The sequence below is a fragment of the Kocuria sp. MNB10 genome (assembly GCF_054073685.1).
Window position 1 is genome coordinate 568,049 of the sequence record NZ_CM133411.1, and the last position, 16,459, is coordinate 584,507.

14 protein-coding genes and 1 pseudogene are annotated in these 16,459 nt (G+C 68.9%); 7 read left to right on the forward strand and 8 right to left on the reverse strand.

Annotation, left to right across the window (positions count from 1 at the left end; all coding sequences use genetic code 11):
- Positions 1–54: 54 nt before the first annotated feature.
- Positions 55–1,170, reverse strand: coding sequence for a mannose-1-phosphate guanylyltransferase (locus ACW9PK_RS02540; protein WP_085107023.1), 1,116 nt, complete (start codon positions 1,168–1,170; stop codon positions 55–57).
- A 540-nt stretch (positions 1,171–1,710) separates the two neighbouring features.
- On the opposite strand from ACW9PK_RS02540, the gene sdhC reads away from it, so the two are divergent.
- The 4 genes from sdhC (at position 1,711) to ACW9PK_RS02560 (ending at position 5,216) form a co-directional block, all read left to right on the forward strand.
- Positions 1,711–2,088 (forward strand): succinate dehydrogenase, cytochrome b556 subunit, encoded by a 378-nt coding sequence (sdhC, locus tag ACW9PK_RS02545; RefSeq protein WP_457016388.1) that lies wholly within the window; start codon positions 1,711–1,713, stop codon positions 2,086–2,088.
- Positions 2,089–2,092: 4 nt separating this feature from the next.
- Entirely contained in the window at positions 2,093–2,578 is a 486-nt protein-coding gene (locus ACW9PK_RS02550) for a succinate dehydrogenase hydrophobic membrane anchor subunit (protein ID WP_035963740.1), read from the forward strand.
- 104 nt (positions 2,579–2,682) lie between these two features.
- Positions 2,683–4,434, forward strand: coding sequence for a succinate dehydrogenase flavoprotein subunit (gene sdhA, locus ACW9PK_RS02555; RefSeq protein WP_064847180.1), 1,752 nt, complete (start codon positions 2,683–2,685; stop codon positions 4,432–4,434).
- Positions 4,434–5,216 carry a succinate dehydrogenase iron-sulfur subunit gene (locus ACW9PK_RS02560; RefSeq protein WP_064847181.1) on the forward strand — a complete coding sequence of 261 codons (783 nt, stop codon included), beginning with the start codon at positions 4,434–4,436 and terminating at the stop codon, positions 5,214–5,216. Before sdhA ends, ACW9PK_RS02560 begins: the two co-directional genes overlap by 1 nt.
- Positions 5,217–5,284: 68 nt before the next feature.
- On the opposite strand, the gene ACW9PK_RS02565 is transcribed toward ACW9PK_RS02560, so the two are convergent.
- The 5 genes from ACW9PK_RS02565 to ACW9PK_RS02585 form a co-directional block, all read right to left on the reverse strand.
- Complete coding sequence (locus tag ACW9PK_RS02565; RefSeq protein ID WP_144931211.1) at positions 5,285–6,478, reverse strand: YihY/virulence factor BrkB family protein; 1,194 nt, start codon at positions 6,476–6,478, stop codon at positions 5,285–5,287.
- Entirely contained in the window at positions 6,465–7,037 is a 573-nt protein-coding gene (locus ACW9PK_RS02570) for a 2'-5' RNA ligase family protein (RefSeq protein WP_240918937.1), read from the reverse strand. The genes ACW9PK_RS02565 and ACW9PK_RS02570 overlap by 14 nt, the downstream gene beginning before the upstream one ends.
- An 86-nt stretch (positions 7,038–7,123) precedes the next feature.
- Positions 7,124–8,161 (reverse strand): tryptophan--tRNA ligase, encoded by a 1,038-nt coding sequence (trpS, locus tag ACW9PK_RS02575; RefSeq protein WP_167319190.1) that lies wholly within the window; start codon positions 8,159–8,161, stop codon positions 7,124–7,126.
- A gap of 79 nt (positions 8,162–8,240) precedes the next feature.
- Positions 8,241–9,080 carry an exodeoxyribonuclease III gene (locus ACW9PK_RS02580; protein ID WP_064847184.1) on the reverse strand — a complete coding sequence of 280 codons (840 nt, stop codon included), beginning with the start codon at positions 9,078–9,080 and terminating at the stop codon, positions 8,241–8,243.
- 35 nt (positions 9,081–9,115) lie between these two features.
- Positions 9,116–9,649, reverse strand: coding sequence for a hypothetical protein (locus ACW9PK_RS02585; protein ID WP_064847185.1), 534 nt, complete (start codon positions 9,647–9,649; stop codon positions 9,116–9,118).
- A 174-nt stretch (positions 9,650–9,823) separates the two neighbouring features.
- Between ACW9PK_RS02585 and ACW9PK_RS02590 the strand changes: the two are divergent.
- Positions 9,824–10,237 (forward strand): annotated as a pseudogene (locus ACW9PK_RS02590) (MFS transporter); the annotation flags it as partial.
- On the forward strand, positions 10,237–10,419 hold the full coding sequence (locus ACW9PK_RS02595) for a hypothetical protein (RefSeq protein WP_457016389.1): 183 nt from the start codon (positions 10,237–10,239) through the stop codon (positions 10,417–10,419). The pseudogene ACW9PK_RS02590 and the gene ACW9PK_RS02595, both read left to right, overlap by 1 nt.
- A gap of 156 nt (positions 10,420–10,575) precedes the next feature.
- Here the strand turns inward: ACW9PK_RS02595 and ACW9PK_RS02600 are convergent, their stop codons facing one another.
- Both ACW9PK_RS02600 and glyA read right to left on the reverse strand, forming a co-directional pair.
- Entirely contained in the window at positions 10,576–11,463 is an 888-nt protein-coding gene (locus tag ACW9PK_RS02600) for a bifunctional methylenetetrahydrofolate dehydrogenase/methenyltetrahydrofolate cyclohydrolase (RefSeq protein ID WP_367404316.1), read from the reverse strand.
- Between the two features lies 1 nt (position 11,464).
- Positions 11,465–12,751, reverse strand: a complete 1,287-nt coding sequence (gene glyA / locus ACW9PK_RS02605; RefSeq protein WP_064847189.1) for a serine hydroxymethyltransferase — start codon at positions 12,749–12,751, stop codon at positions 11,465–11,467.
- Between the two features lie 306 nt (positions 12,752–13,057).
- Here glyA and ACW9PK_RS02610 point away from each other — a divergent pair, with 306 nt between their 5' ends.
- Complete coding sequence (locus ACW9PK_RS02610) at positions 13,058–16,414, forward strand: beta-phosphoglucomutase family hydrolase (RefSeq protein ID WP_144998687.1); 3,357 nt, start codon at positions 13,058–13,060, stop codon at positions 16,412–16,414.
- Positions 16,415–16,459: the final 45 nt, after the last annotated feature.

Genomic DNA, 16,459 nt, shown 5'->3' on the forward strand with positions numbered 1-16,459 from the left:
GTCACAGTACCGCCGGGACCCCGCGCGGTGATTCAGCGCGGGCGGCGGCGGGGCTCACAGGACGTCCGTGTCGCCGTTGCGCTTGAGGGAGTCCACCGCGTTCTTGACCCGTTGCGCGTGCTCGGCCGTGGTGACCAGCAGGGCATCCGGGGTGTCCACGACCACGATGTCCGCCACGCCGATCAGCGCGATCAACCGCCCCGTGTCGGACACGACGATCCCGGAGGACTCGTCCGTGAGCACACGGTTGTTCTGGCCCAGGATGGACACTGGCGCGTCCGTGCGCGGGTCCACCTTGTTGAGCCGGTTGATCGCCGCGAAGTCCCCCACGTCCTCCCACGTGAAGTCCCCGGGGACCATGGCCACGTCCCCGGCCGCGGCGGCGGGTTCGGCCACGGCGTAGTCGATCGCGGTCTTGGTCAGGGTGGGCCACACCTTGTCCACGACGGCGTCCCGCTCGGGGGTCTCCCACGCGTCCGCGATTCGGTCCAGGCCCCGCGCGAGCTCGGGTTCGCTGCGGCGCAGGTAGGAGAGCATGAGACCCACGGGCGCCACGAACATGCCCGCGTTCCACGTGTACTTTCCGCTGGCCACGTAAGCGCGCGCGGTCTCCTCGTCCGGCTTCTCCACGAACTGCTCCACGGCGAGCGCGTGGGGTGCCTGATCGAGTCCCAGGGACTGCCCCGCCTTGATGTAGCCAAAGCCCGTGGCGGGCGACGACGGCGTGATCCCGATCGTGACGATGCGTCCGGTGTCCGCCGCGCGCACCGCTTCCTTGACGACCTCCTGGAACGCCGAGGCGGGCTCCACCACGTGGTCCGCCGCGAACGAACCGATGATCGCGGTGGGGTCGCGGCGCTCGATGAGCGTGCACGCGAGGCCGATCGCCGCCGCGGAGTCCTTGGGGGACGGCTCGAGCACGAGGTCGTCCGCCGTGAGCTCGGGCAGCTGTTCCTGCACCGCCCCGGCGTGGGAGCGCCCGGTCACGACCATGACCGGACCGGCGGACAGACCCGCGAGCCGGTCAAAGGTGGCCCGCAGCAGGGACGAGCCGGAGCCCGTGAGGTCCAGCAGGAACTTGGGGGCATCCGCACGGGACAGCGGCCACAGCCGTGAACCCACCCCGCCCGCGGGGATGAACGGATGGAAACGTTGCAATGGCGAAGTCACGACGGTCAGTGTACGGCCCCCTCCCCCGGCGGCCCTGGATGCGTCACCCGTGACATCCCGGGGTACGGGCCGCACACGGGCCGGGTGTGCCCACCCACGACGCGGCCGGCCGGCCCACGGGGACTTCCCGTGAGCCTTCGCGGACCCGACCCCTCGCCCGGGCGAGAGAGTCCCGCGAAGGCCCCGTGAGACGTCGCCGGCGGACCTTACGCACGGGGGTCGTGGGGCCGCTCGGGCGCGTATCACGGGCCGCTTGGGGGCCGCTTGACGGCCGCTCGCGGGGCGTTCGGACGGCGCACGGCCGGAGCCGATTCAGACACAGAACAATGCGCTAATTCCGCGCTATTCCGGGGGGCACACTTGCAGACACGTTGTCAGGAAATGTGCGGGGGGCTGGTATCTTTGACGAGAACTACCGCATCATCCATGACAGAGCCAGCCAGGGCTCCGCCATCGCCGTGCACTCGCGCGAGAACGCTGCCTTCTTCTTCGACCATTCTTCGGTGCGCACGACGACGAGCGACACAGGGAGGACATTCCGTGGCGAACTCAACCAGGGGCACCCTTTACCGCGGCCAGTACGGCATGTGGTCTTGGGTCGCCCACCGTATTACCGGCGTGGCCATCTTCTTCTTCTTGCTGGTCCACGTCCTCGACACCGCTCTCGTGCGTGTATCCCCCGAGGCGTATAACGCAGTGATGGCGACCTACAAGAACCCCGTGATGGGTCTCGGCGAGGCCGGCCTCGTGGCCGCGATCGTCTACCACGCCTTCAACGGCCTGCGCATCATCCTGATCGACTTCTGGAAGGGTGGGACCAAGAACCAGAAGGGTCTGCTCTGGGGCGTCCTCGCTCTCTGGGTCATCGTGATGATCCCGTTCCTCATCCGTCACCTCTCAGTCGTTTTCGGGGGTTAATTCCGTGAGCACTCCTCTTAAGACCAAGATCAGCGTCCCCCGCAGCCGGGACCTTCAGGTGGACGGCGTGAAGTACAACCGCGCCGGTTCGTCCCGCAGCAGCTTCGAGATGATCGCGTGGCTGTTCATGCGCATGTCGGGCGTGGTGCTGCTCGTGCTCGTGTTCGGTCACCTCTACGTCAACCTCATGGTGGGGGACGGCGTGCACGCGATCGACTTCGGATTCGTGGGCGGCAAGTGGGCCAACCCGTTCTGGCAGGTCTGGGACCTGGTCATGCTGTGGCTGGCCATGCTCCACGGCACCAACGGTATCCGCACCATCATCGACGACTACGCCGATCGCAACACCACCCGCTTCTGGCTCAAGGTGCTGCTCTTCGTGGCCTCGGGCTTCGTGATCCTGCTGGGCACCATGGTGATCTTCACCTTCGAGCCGTGCCCCGCCGGTGCGGACCCCGCGCTGCTGGCGTCCTTCTGCCCCGGAGCGTGATCGCGGCCACGGCAGAGCCCCGGCTCCGCCGTCGTGCGTCGTCCCGGCCCGAGCGGCCGGGCCCGATACTTCTCCCACTCACCCACATAGAAAGAACATCTGGTATGCAGGTTCACAAGTACGATGTGGTAATCGTCGGCGCCGGCGGCGCCGGCATGCGTGCCGCCATTGAATCCGGCCAGCGCGCCCGCACTGCCGTACTGACCAAGCTCTACCCCACGCGCTCCCACACCGGTGCGGCCCAGGGCGGCATGTGCGCCGCCCTCGCCAACGTCGAGGAGGACAACTGGGAGTGGCACACGTTCGACACCGTCAAGGGTGGCGACTACCTGGTGGACCAGGACGCCGCGGAGGTCATGGCCAAGGAAGCCATCGACGCGGTGCTGGACCTGGAGCACATGGGACTGCCCTTCAACCGCACCCCCGAGGGCAAGATCGACCAGCGTCGCTTCGGTGGGCACACCCGCGACCACGGTAAGAACCCCGTCCGCCGCGCGTGCTATGCCGCGGACCGTACCGGTCACATGATCCTGCAGACCCTCTACCAGACGTGCATCAAGCACAACGTGGAGTTCTACAACGAGTACTACGTCCTGGACCTGATCATGGTGGACACCCCGGAGGGCCGCCGCCCCGCCGGTGTGGTCTCCTACGATCTCGCGACCGGCGAGCTGCACGTGTTCCAGTGCAAGTCCGTGATCTTCGCCTCCGGTGGCGCGGGCAAGGTCTTCAAGACCACGTCCAATGCCCACACCCTCACGGGCGACGGCATGGCGATCGCGTTCCGCAACGGCCTGCCCCTCGAGGACATGGAGTTCGTGCAGTTCCACCCCACGGGCCTGGCGGGCCTGGGCATCCTGGTCTCGGAGGCCGCCCGTGGTGAGGGTGGCATCCTGCGTAACTCCGAGGGTGAGCGTTTCATGGAGCGCTACGCCCCCACCATCAAGGACCTGGCCCCCCGTGACATCGTGGCCCGTTCCATGGCCAACGAGGTCCGTGAGGGCCGCGGTTGCGGCCCCAACAAGGACTACGTCCTGCTGGACCTGACCCACCTGGAGCCGGCGCACATCGACGCCAAGCTCCCGGACATCACCGAGTTCGCCCGCACCTACCTGGGTGTGGAGCCCTACACTGAGCCGGTGCCCGTGTTCCCCACCGCGCACTACTGCATGGGTGGCATCCCCACCGACATCAAGGGCGAGGTCTTCCAGGACTCCGAGAACACGGTTCCCGGTCTCTACGCCGCTGGTGAGGTCGCGTGCGTGTCCGTGCACGGCTCCAACCGTCTGGGCACCAACTCGCTGCTCGACATCAACGTGTTCGGCAAGCGCTCCGGAATCTACGCCGCGGAATACGCGCGGGACGCCGAGTTCCTGCCGATCCCCGACAACGCCACCGAGCGCACCGAGGCGCTGCTCAACAACGCGCGCAGCCCGCACGGTGACGAGAAGGTCGCGGCCATCCGCAAGGACCTGCAGGACACCATGGACGCCAACATGCAGGTGTTCCGCACGGCCGAGACCATCCAGACAGCCCTGGACGACATCGCCGCTCTGGAGGAGCGCTACTCCCACATCTCCATCCAGGACCAGGGCAAGCGGTTCAACCTGGACCTGCTGGAGGCCGTGGAGCTGGGTTTCCTGCTGCAGCTGGCCAAGGTGATGTCCGTGGCCGCCCTTCACCGCGAGGAGTCCCGCGGTGGTCACTTCCGCGAGGACTTCCCCAACCGAGACGATGAGAACTTCATGGTCCACTCCATGGTGTACGAGGACCCGTCGTCCCCCACCGCGGGAATCCGGCAGGAGACCAAGCCGGTGATCATGACCCGCTACGAGCCGATGGAGCGTAAGTACTGATGTCCACTGCAGCCACCGAGAACCAGACCCAGGACGCCCAGAAACCCGGCGACAAGGGCGAGGAGTCGATCCCCACGTACGACGTGGTGCTCAAGGTCCGCCGCTATGATCCCGAGTTCAGCTCCGAGGCGCACTGGGATGAGTGGAACCTGACCATGTACGGCACCGACCGCGTGCTGGACGCCCTGCACAAGGTCAAGTGGGAGCTGGACGGTTCCCTGTCCTTCCGCCGCTCGTGCGCGCACGGCGTGTGCGGTTCGGACGCCATGCGCATCAACGGCCGCAACCGGCTCGCGTGCAAGACCCTTCTCAAGGACCTGGACCTGTCCAAGCCCATCCTCGTGGAGCCCATCAAGGGCCTCCCGTGCGAGAAGGACCTGATCGTGGACATGGAACCGTTCTTCCAGTCCTACCGCGAGATCATGCCGTTCCTGGTTAACGAGGACCACACCCCTACCGGAGAACGCTTCCAGTCCCAGGAGGACCGCGCGCGCTTCGACGACACCACCAAGTGCATCCTCTGCGCCGCGTGCACGTCCTCGTGCCCGGTGTTCTGGACGGACGGGCAGTACTTCGGCCCGGCCGCGATCGTCAACGCGCACCGGTTCATCTTCGACTCCCGTGACCAGGCCGGTGACATGCGCCTGGAGATCCTCAACGATAAGGAAGGCGTGTGGCGCTGCCGCACCACCTTCAACTGCACCGAGGCGTGCCCCCGCGGCATCCAGGTGACCAAGGCCATCGCCGAGGTCAAGAAGGCGGTCTTCGCCTCCGCATTGTGACCCCTCGTCGCACGACCGCGGCCCCGGGATCCCTCATGGATCCCGGGGCCGCGGTCTTTCCCGGGCTTTCAGCTCTCCGACGACGACGCCGCGGGGCCACTACCTACCGCGGGGCTGCTGCCCGCCGCCGGCCTGTCGAAGCGGACGGGAGTTGCGTGTCCGAGGCCCCGAGCGGCATCGGGCAGGGAGGTCGCCGCCACGACCGTGACGGCCCGGTCCTCGCGCTCCGGCTGGGCGCGGGCCCCTCGGATGTCCGCCTGCACGAGCGCGCCCACGGCGGCCGCGAGCAACAGAACCTGCCCGTAGAGGTTGAACCACAGCAGTACACCCACGAGCACCGCGAACGAGAGCAGATAGGGGTTGTCCGCGCTGCGGGCGATGATTTCGCTGCCGCCGTAGCGCAGCACCTGCGAGCCCAGGGCACCCGTGACGATGGTGGCCAGCAGGGCCTTGCGATGCAGTTTGAGCTGGGCGACCCCGCTCACCAGGGCCAGGCTCATCAGGATGTCCACGAGCAGACCCACGCCGAGCGTGACCGCGGACTTGGCCCCGCCGTCCAACCACGGCTGCAGGCGCGTGAGACCGAGCTGACCGAGCCACCCCAGCACCCCGTCCACGGCGCCGGACGCGAAGACGCTCACGGTCGCGGAGGCGAGCAGCAGGATCCCGATCACCACGAGCCACGCGAGATCGCGCGGTACGGCCGCCACGGGCACCCCGGGGGCGGGCGGCAGTTCGAACATCCGCCGCGTGGCCAGCCGGATACCGGCCACCCAGCGCCACGCGGTGAACAACAACACCGCGAGCGCCACGGTGGAGGCCACGGTGAAGGGCCCCGTGTTCTCGAGCAGGCTCAGCGGGATGACTCCCCCGTTACCGTCCCCCACGTCCAGGAGTCCGGGGATGTTCTGCACCAGACCCGCCACGAGCGTCTGCTGCAGCGGCGAGTCGGTTCCCAGGAACGTGGCGAGTGCTGCGAAGCAGATCACCAGCAGGGACGAGGACGCGAAGAGCAATTGGTACGCGAGCCCGGCGGACATGAGCGGCCCGCCGTGGAACATGTAGTGCGCCACCACGCGCACGGGGAACACCGACATGAACCGCGCGAAGAACCACGCACCCAGGGCGCCGGCCCGCCTGCCCAGGGGTGCCCCCTCGGCGGCGAGCTGTCGGCGTACTTCGCGCAGGCGCCGGTGTTCCGCGTGCAGTCCAGTGCGGTCCGTGAGGGCGGGGACCACCGGGGGCGGGTCAGTGTGCGTCACGGTCGTCCGTGCCGGCCCCGCCGAAGGGGATGCGGTCCCGCACGTGCCACGCACCGTGTTCGTCCCCCTCGTAGAGGTCGATGTGGTCCACCAGGAAGGACGCGTGGTACGTGCGCAGCACGTGCTGGGCGCGGTCCAGCCCCTCCTCCGTGGTGCCGTGGGCCAGCGTCACGTGGGGGTGGAAGTCGAAGGGGGACGCGGACTCCAGGTGGTGCTCGCTCAGATCGCAGTGCAACTGCACGCATTGGTCGTGACCGCCCTCGATGCGCAGGTAGACCACCGGGGTCACGGGTCGGAACGTCCCCGTGCCGCGGATCTCCACGTGGAACGGTTGCCAGCGGTCGGCAACCTCCCGGATGTGGGACACGAGGTCCGCCCAGTCCTCCCCGCGCTCGGCGATCATGAGTGTGATGTGCGCGGGGACCGAGCCCGCTTGCGCGTCCCCGAAGGACGAACGCCAGTCCTGCAATTCCTGGCCCATGGGTTCGGGCAGCCGGATGACCACACCCGCGTACACCCGGCCCGGGCGCACGGTGGGGGAAGGATGTCCCTCGCTCACACGATCCTCCTCAGGTCGGCCCCGTCCAGACTATCCCACGGCGTCTGGCGCCACACGGCGTGCCGCACGGGGCCCCGCCCGGCGACTCACGCGCCGAGGAGGAAGCCCATCCGCTCGTAGACGTCCGTGACCGTGCGGGCCGCGATCTCCCGGGCCTTGTGCGCGCCCCGGGCCAGCAGCCGGTCCAGCTCGGCGGGATCGTCGAGCAGTTCCTGGGCGCGCTTCTGGATGGGGTCCAGGGTCTGGGTGACCACCTCGGCCAGGTCCACCTTGAGGTGGCCGTACATCTTGCCCTCGTACTCGGCCACGAGGGTGTCCACCGGGGTGCCCGTGAGGGACGAGTAGATGGTCAGCAGGTTGGAGATCCCCGGCTTGGCCTGGCGGTCGAAGCGCACTTCGGTGCCGTCGTCCGTCACGGCGGACTTGATCTTCTTGGCGTTGGATTTCGCGGGATCCAGCAGGCGGATGAGCCCGGCATCCGACGGCGCGGACTTGGACATCTTGGCCGTGGGGTTCGCGAGGTCGTAGACCTTCGCGGAGTTCTCGAGAATCTTGGCGTCCGGGACCACGAACGTCTCACCGAACCGGGAGTTGAACCGCTGCGCGAGGTTGCGGGTCAGCTCGAGGTGCTGGCGCTGATCCTCCCCCACCGGGACCTGGTTCGCCTGGTACACCAGGATGTCCGCGGCCATCAGCACGGGGTAGGTGAACAACCCCACCGTGGTGTTCTCCGCCCCCTGCTTGAGGGACTTGTCCTTGAACTGGGTCATCCGCGCGGCCTCCCCGTAACCGGTGATGCAGTTGAGCACCCATGACAACTGCGTGTGCTCCGGCACCTGGGACTGGATGAGCAGCGTGGAGCGCTCGGGGTCGATGCCCGCGGCGATGTACTGCGCGGCCGTGACCCGGGTGCGCTCGGACATCGTGGCCGGGTTCTGGCCCGCGGTGATCGAGTGCAGGTCCGCCACGAAGAACACGCACTCGTTGTCGTCCTGCATGTCCACCCAGTTGCGCAGCGCTCCCACGTAGTTACCCAGGTGCAGGGAGTCCGCGGAGGGCTGCACGCCCGACACCACGCGGGGTGTGGGGTTCGGGGCGGTGTTCTGTTCGGTCACGGTCGACATCTTCTTTCGGTTCTCGGTCACGGGAGGCGGGGAGGTGCGGTGCGGGCAGCGGCGTCGTCGTCCGACGGCGCGCGGGACCTCACGAGAGGCGGTAGTCCACCACGAGCGGGGCGTGGTCGGAGAAGCGCGTGTCGTACGCGGCGGCCCGGTCCACGACGGCACTCCGGGCGGCCGCGGCGAGCCCGGGGGTGGCCATGTGGTAGTCGATGCGCCACCCGGCGTCCGTGTCGAACGCCTTGCCGCGGTAGGACCACCACGTGTAGGGCCCGGGGACGTCCCCGGCGAGGCTGCGGGCCACGTCCACGTAGCCCACGTCCCCGAAGAACTTGTCGAAGTACGCCCGTTCCTGCGGCAGGAAGCCCGCGTTCTTGACGTTGCCCTTCCAGTTCTTGATGTCCCGCTCGGTGTGGCCCACGTTGAGGTCACCCACCACGAGGGCATGATCGCCGCGCTCGGCCAGTTGCGGCATGCGGGTGAGCATCGCGTCCAGGAAGCGGTATTTGTCGTCCTGGCGGGGTGTGTCCACCTCGCCGGAGTGGACGTACGCGGAGACCAGGGTCAGTGTGGTGCCGTCCGGCAGGCGGACGTCGTTCTCGATCCAGCGCCCGGAGTCGTCGAAGTACTCGTCCCCGATGCCCACGCGGGACTCGGTGGGGAGCAGGGCGCCGTCGAACGCGTCGCGGCGCGTAGCGATCGCGACGCCCGCGCGGCCCTTGGCGGCGGCCTCGGTGTGCCGCACGTCCCACACGTCCTCGTCGAGCAGCTCGCGCGTGATCTTGTCCGGCGCGCGCACCTCCTGCAGGCACAACAGGTCGACGCCGCGCGGGGCGAGCCAGTCCGCCATCCCGCGCCGGTACGCCGCTCGGATGCCGTTCACGTTCACCGTGGCAATGCGCACCGTCTGCTGGGAATCCGCCATGTGCCTGTGTCTCCTCGCTCGTTACGGGGTGGTTCTCAGTCCACCACCGTACCGCTCACGGGCTTCGAGGAGTCCTTGAGGCTGCGCAGCCCGTTGGCCGCGGTCATGTCGATGGTCTCCAGGGCCCGCTGGATCTGCTCAGGATCGGGCTCGGCGCCGGAGAGCTGTTCCTTCACGACCTTGGACTGCACCAGGATCACCTGCATGCCGTGGGCGAGCTTCTCGTCCCGCAGGGACTGACCCGCACCGGCGGACGCCGAGGCGGCGGGAGCGCGGCCGTGCTGGGCCTGGAACTGCTCCTGTGCCTGGCGCACCTGCTCACGGCCGTACGCCGCGGCCTTGCGCACCATGCTCAGCGCCCACACCGCGAGCATGAGCCAGCCCAGGGCGATCCCCGCGAGGATCCAGCCGAGCAGGGAGTTGGAGTTGGCGGCCTGGATCAGGGCCACCGCGAAGATCACGGCCAGGACGGCCAGCCCGATCACCGTCCCCCACAGGGCGGTGCGTCCGGTGCGGGGAGCGTCCGGGGAGTCGGTGGCGCGGGTGTGTGCTGATCCGATCGACTGCATGAACCCATTGTCTCAAACCGCGCGGGGCGCACCGAATCGGGCGGGTCCCCGGGGACCCGACCCACCGGCGTCGCCCGAGCCCCTCGGCACAACCGGGCCCCGAGGGGGTATCAAGAGAGGGTGAGCACATCTTCCGCGGACTCTCCGCGCTCCCCCGGGGACGACTCCCCCGCCCTGGACCCCGCCGAACGATGCCGCATCCTGTGTGTCTTGCTCGTTCCCCTGTTCATGTCCCTCATCAGCGTCTCGATCGTGAACGTGGCCCTGAGTTCCATCCAGCAGGAGCTGGGGGCGAGTTCCTCGGCACTCCAGTGGGTGCTCACCGGGTACGCGCTCGCGTTCGGGGTGCTGCTCGTGGCCAGCGGCCGCGCGGGGGACGTGTTCGGCCGCCGGAAGCTGTTCATCGCGGGAATTGCGGTCTTCGCGGGGGCCTCGCTGTTGTGCGGTCTCGCGCCCAACACCACGGTGCTCAACATCGGCCGGGTGATCCAGGGCCTCGGATCCGGGATGCTCAACCCCCAGGCGGTGGGCATGATCCAGGAGTACTTCCAGGGTCGGGAGCGCGCCAAGGCGTTCGGGCTGTTCGGTTGGGCACCGCGATCGGCACCGCCCTGATCACGGCGGTGACCTTCGGTGTGCTCGCCCGCGCCGACTGGGATGCCGCGTTCACGGCGAGCTTCGCGGTGATCACTGTGATCGTGCTGATCGCCGTGGGGATCGGGATCGCGGACATGCGCCGACGCACCCCCGAGGAGCCATCCCGGGGCTGAGCCCCGCGCACCTCGTTCCCGGCACGTGTTCGGACCGCGGACTCCCGGGCTTTACGGCCGCCCGCGTACCGCACAGACCCCGGGGACGACGCCGCCGCGCGGCCGGCTCGAACGAACGAGACGGCCGCGCGGCGTCGTGACCGGAAGGCTACGGGATCAGGCCGACTCGACGGCCCGTTCGCAGGACTCCACCACGTTGACGAGCAACATGGCCCGGGTCATGGGACCCACGCCCCCGGGGTTGGGCGACAGCCACGAGGCGCGCTCGGCGGCGGCCGGGTCGATGTCCCCCGTGAGCTTCTTCTTGCCGGTCTCCGTGTCCTCGACCCGGGAGACACCCACGTCGAGCAGGACGGCACCCTGCTTGATCTGGTCCGCCCCGATCATGTGCGGGCGCCCCGCCGCGGCCACCACGACGTCCGCTTGCGCGAGCAGCTCGGGCAGGTTGCGGGTGCCCGTGTGGGCCAGGGTCACGGTCGCGTTGATCTCCCGGCGGGTCAGCAACAGACCGATGGGCCGACCCACGGTCACACCGCGGCCGATCACCAGCACGTGGCGCCCCGCGAGGTCCACCCCGTGACGCGTGAGCAGCTCCACGATCCCGTGCGGCGTGCACGGCAGCGGGGACGTGATGGGCTCGTTGACGTTGAGCACCAGCCGCCCCAGGTTCGTGGGGTGCAACCCGTCGGCGTCCTTCGCGGGATCGATGCGCTCGAGCACGGCGTTGGTGTCCATGTGCGGCGGCAGGGGCAACTGCACGATGTACCCCGTGCACCGGGGATCGTCGTTGAGCTCGTCGATGACGCGCTCGAGCTCCTCCTGGGACGCGTCCGCGGGCAGTTCCTTACGGATCGAGGCGATCCCCACCTGCTCGCAGTCGCGGTGCTTGCCCGCCACGTACGAGTGCGAGGCGGGATCGTCGCCCACGATCACGGTCCCGAGACCGGGCACCACGTCCCGTTCGCGCAGTGCGGCCACGCGCTCGGTCAGTTCTTCCTTGATCCGGGCCGCGGTCGCCTTGCCGTCGAGGACCTGGGCCGTCATCTCACCACTCCTCGAGGCCGGGGTACAGCGGGAACTGCTCGGTCAGGGCGTCCACGCGCGAGCGCAGGGCAGAGACGTCCGCACCGGGCTTGAGGGCCTCGGCGATCACGTCCGCGACCTCCTCGAACTCGCCCGCGCCGAAACCGCGGGTCGCGAGCGCCGGGGTCCCGATACGCAGCCCGGACGTGGTCATGGGCGGGCGGGGGTCCCACGGCACCGCGTTGCGGTTGACCGTGATCCCCGCCTGGTGCAGCAGGTCCTCGGCCTGCTTGCCGTCCAGCTCGGAGTGGCGCAGGTCCACGAGGACCAGGTGCACGTCCGTGCCGCCGGTCAGCACGGACACACCGTGCTCCGCGAGATCCGGGGAGTTCAACCGCTCGGAGAGGATCTGCGCGCCCTCGATCGTGCGCTGCTGGCGCTCGCGGAACTCCTCGGTGGCGGCGATCTTGAACGCCACGGCCTTGGCCGCGATCGCGTGCATGAGGGGCCCGCCCTGCTGGCCGGGGAACACTGCGGAATCGACCTTCTTCTTGAGGTCCGCTTCCGCGAGGATCACACCGGAGCGCGGGCCCGCGAGGGTCTTATGCACCGTGGAGGTGGTCACGTGCGCGTGGGGCACCGGGTTGGGGTGCAGCCCCGCGGCCACGAGACCCGCGAAGTGGGCCATGTCCACCCACAGCTTGGCATCCACCTCGTCCGCGATCGAGCGGAACGCCTCGAAGTCCAGCTGGCGCGAGTAGGCGGACCAACCGGCCACGATCACGTTCGGCCGGGCCTGCAGTGCCTGCTCGCGCACCTTGTCCATGTCGATGCGGTAGGTGTCCGGGTCCACCTCGTACGCGGCGATGTTGTAGAGCTTGCCCGAGACATTGATCTTCATGCCGTGGGTCAGGTGCCCACCGTGGGCCAGGGACAGCCCCATGAGGGTGTCACCGGGCTGCATGAGCGCGGCCATCACGGCGGTGTTCGCCTGGGCGCCCGAGTGCGGCTGCACGTTCGCGTGATCCGCCCCGAACAGTTCGCACGCGCGGTCACGAGCGAGGTTCTCCACGACGTCCACGTACTCGCAACCGCCGTAGTAGCGACGGCCGGGGTAGCCCTCCGCGTACTTGTTCGTGAGCACCGAGCCCTGCGCCTCGAGCACGGCACGCGGCGCGAAGTTCTCCGACGCGATCATCTCGAGCGTGGAGCGCTGGCGCCCCAGTTCGTCCTCGATGGCCCGTGCGACGTCCGGGTCCACCTCCGACAGCGGCTGATTGGTCACAGGGTGTCCCAGGGATTCCGTCATGCTCCACCTTCTTTGTGCGCGGGAGGGTCCGCTCCAGCATATCCGCGCGTCGCGGTGTTGCGCCTCAGCACGGCGGGGGCACGAGCGCGGCGATGCTCGTAGAGTTTCTGGATCGTCCGGGCCCTCGGCGGGCGGGTCCCGCCCGGGGAGCGAATGCGGGTAGCATGTGTACCCGTACCGCGTGCGTACCCCCTGCGCGCGGCAGCCGTCACAGCGCAGCCGGTCTGCCGCTCTCGCTCAGCGAGCGCGAGCATTCGCATCGTCCCGCCCCACGTCCTGATCCTTCGTGTTAGGAGATCTCGCGCCGTGAACGTTCTTCCCACCGCCCCGTTCACCGCTTCCATGCCGCGCATCACCGACGGCCAGTCGCCGCCGGAACCCGTGGACGTGGTGCGCACCCCGTACGCCGCCGTGATCTTCGACATGGACGGTGTGGTGACCGATACCGCCGGGGTGCACGCCCGCGCGTGGCAGAAGCTCTTCGACCGGTTGCTGACCGATCCCCGCCTCGAGCCCGTAGCTCCGGCCACCGAGGTGGACCGGCGCCCGTTCGACATGGGCGGTGACTACCGCACGTACGTGGACGGACGACGTCGCGAGGACGGCGTCCGCGCGTTGCTCGCCGCCCGCGGGACCATGCTCCCCGAGGCCCAGAGCCACGAGGACCCGCAGCCGGGTGACTGGACCGTGCAGGGCCAGGCCGCCGCGAAGGACGGCTTCTTCCACGAGGAGCTGCGCGAGCACGGTGTGCGCGTGTTCACGGGCACCGTGGCCCTGATCGAGCGGCTGCGCGAGGGCGGTGTGCCCGTGGGGCTGGTGACCGCGAGCCGCAACAGCGCCGTGGTCCTCGAGGCCGCCGGGTTGCAGCACTTGTTCGACCGCATCGTGGACGGCAATTGGGCCGCCTCGCACGACCTGCCGGGCAAGCCCGCCCCGGACACCTTCCTCGAGTGCGCACGCCTGCTGGGCGTGGCCCCCGGCGAGAGCGTCGTCGTGGAGGACGCCGTGGCCGGCGTCCAGGCCGGTGCCGCCGGCGACTTCGGCCTGGTCGTGGGGATCAACCGGGACGGTGCCCGGGAACGGCTCTACCGCGCGGGCGCCCACGTGGTGCTCAACGACGTCGCCGAGCTGGACCTGGGCGCGCGCCGGGACGACCCGTGGGCGCTCGTGTTCGACGGTTTCGACCCCGCCACCGAGCCCCGCCGCGAGGCCCTGCTGACCCTGGCCAACGGCTACATGGGCGTGCGCGGCGCGGCCTGTGAGTTCGCCGCGAACACCGTCCACTACCCCGGAACCTACCTGGCCGGCGTGTTCAACCGGGTGCTCAGCCACATCAACGGCCGGGACGTGGAACACGAGTCCATGGTCAACGTGCCCAACTGGCTGCACCTGGACCTGCGTTTCGCGGAGGGCCAGTGGTGGTCCGAGGGCGGAATGAAGCCCTCCGAGGAACGCGTGGAACTGGACCTGCGCCGCGGTCTGCTGACCCGCACGCTCGTGCTCACGGAAGCGGACGAGGACCCCGGCGCGGACCAACCCCCGCGCAGCCTGGAGATCACCCAGCGCCGCCTGGTGTCCCTGCGCTACCGCCACCTGGGCGCCCAGGAGACCCGGATCGTCTCGCGTGGATTCAGCGGGCGGTTGCACGTGCGCACCGGTGTGGACCCCGCCGTGACCAACAGCGGCGTGGCCGAGTACCGGGAACTCAACGCCCACCACCTCGCGCTGCTCGAGTCCACGACCCTGCCGGACGAGCACGAGACCCTGCTGTCCCTCGTGCGCACCTCCCAGTCCAAAATCGAGATCGCGATGGCCCAGCGCACGCGCATCGAGTCCGAAACCCCCGTGCGCGAGCGCCGCGAGGTGCGCCCCGGCGGGATCGAGTTCCGCCGCTACACGGTGCAGATCGACCCGCACAACCCCGTGCTCGTGGACAGCACGACCGCGGTGGTCACGAGCCGCGACGCCGCGATCGGTTCCCCCCGCGAGGGAGCGCTCGCCGAGCTTAACCGCACGCCGTTCGGGGTGCGTAAGCTGCTGGCCTCTCACGAGATCGAGTGGGCCCGGTTGTGGGACCGCTACGAGGTCACCCTGGAGGCCGCGGAGGACACCCCCGAGCACGTGGCCACCCAGCTCGCGGTGCGCACCCACCTGTTCCACGCGGCCCAGACCCTGGCCCCCCACCTGTCCCTGCGGGACGCCGGCATCCCCGCCCGCGGTCTGCACGGTGAGGGCTACCGCGGCCACATCTTCTGGGACGAGCTGTTCATCCTGCCCGTGATCAACATGCGTCAGCCGCACGTGACCCGGTCCCTGCTCTCCTACCGGTGGCGGCGCCTGGCTATGGCCCAACAGCACGCCCGGGACTTCGGTCTCTACGGCGCGGCCTTCCCGTGGCAGTCCGGTTCCGACGGGCGCGAGGAGACCCCGCCCGAGCTGTACAACCACCACTCCCGGCGCTGGCTACCGGACAACTCGTGGCGCCAGTTCCACGTGGGCCTGGCGATCGCGTACAACGCGTGGGTGTACTACGAGTCCACCGGGGACATCGACTGGCTCTCCAGCCACGGGACCGAGCTGATCGTGGGAATCACCCGACTGTTCGCGTCCCTCGCGGAGTACGACTCGCACGACGGCAAGTACCACATCTCCGGTGTCATGGGCCCCGACGAGTACCACGACGGCCCCGCGGGCCAGCACGGTGGCGGGCTCAAGGACAACGCCTACACCAACGTGCTCACGTCCTGGCTGTTCCGTCACTCGGCCCACATCTTCCACGACATGGTCGAGCACCAGCGCGAGGACCTGGAGTCCCGCTTCGAGATCTCCCCGCAGGAGGTCCAGAAGTGGCTCAAGATGGCCGAGAACATGTACGTCCCGTTCAACGCGGACGGCACGATCGCGCAGTTCGAGGGCTACGACGAACTCGCCGAACTGGACTGGGACTTCTACCGCACCAAGTACCGCAACATTGGCCGCCTGGACCTGTTGCTCGAGAACGAGGGCGACCTGACCAACAACTACAAGCTCTCCAAGCAGGCGGACACGATCATGCTCGTGTACCTGCTGGGTCCCGAGGGTTTGATCGAGGAACTCGCGCGCATGGGCTACACCACGGACCTGGACGCCATCCAGCGCACCGTGGACCACTACATCACACGCTCCTCCAACGGTTCGTCCCTGTCCCGCGTGGTCAATGCCGCGGTGCTCGCGTGGCTCGACCCGGACCGCTCGTGGGGTTCGTTCCAAGACGCGCTCATGATCGACATGGACGACACCCAGGGCGGCACAACGGGTGAGGGCATCCACCTGGGTGCCATGGCCGGTTCGGTGGACGTGATCACCCGCGCGTACGCCGGGCTGCGCGTGCGGGGCCAGTGGCTCGAGTTCCAGCCCGCCCTGCCCCGCGAGTTGGACGCCGTGGACTTCACGGTCCTGTACTGCGGTCAGGTCATCGAGGTCTCGCTGGACCACGACATCCTGGAGCTCGAGGCGAGCTCGGTCAAGGCGGATCCGGTCACGGTGCACGTCAACGGCGCCGAGTACGTGCTCAAGGGCGGGCAGAAGATCTCGGTGTCACTGCGCCACCGCGAGTCCCGGCGTCCCGAGAAGGCCATGGCTGCCTTGCGGCGCCGGTTCATTTCCGACGCCGGCGAAGGCTGAGCCCCGCCCCGAACCGTGGCCGTACGACAACGCCGCGCGGCTCGG

What these genes read in the sequence shown, in the direction of transcription:
- sdhA (WP_064847180.1), top strand. Translation starts at nt 2,683, where the DNA reads ATGCAGGTTCACAAGTACGATGTGGTAATCGTCGGCGCCGGCGGCGCC.
- ACW9PK_RS02560 (WP_064847181.1), top strand. Translation starts at nt 4,434, where the DNA reads ATGTCCACTGCAGCCACCGAGAACCAGACCCAGGACGCCCAGAAACCC.
- trpS (WP_167319190.1), bottom strand. Translation starts at nt 8,161, where the DNA reads ATGTCGACCGTGACCGAACAGAACACCGCCCCGAACCCCACACCCCGC.
- ACW9PK_RS02580 (WP_064847184.1), bottom strand. Translation starts at nt 9,080, where the DNA reads ATGGCGGATTCCCAGCAGACGGTGCGCATTGCCACGGTGAACGTGAAC.
- ACW9PK_RS02585 (WP_064847185.1), bottom strand. Translation starts at nt 9,649, where the DNA reads ATGCAGTCGATCGGATCAGCACACACCCGCGCCACCGACTCCCCGGAC.
- ACW9PK_RS02600 (WP_367404316.1), bottom strand. Translation starts at nt 11,463, where the DNA reads ATGACGGCCCAGGTCCTCGACGGCAAGGCGACCGCGGCCCGGATCAAG.
- glyA (WP_064847189.1), bottom strand. Translation starts at nt 12,751, where the DNA reads ATGACGGAATCCCTGGGACACCCTGTGACCAATCAGCCGCTGTCGGAG.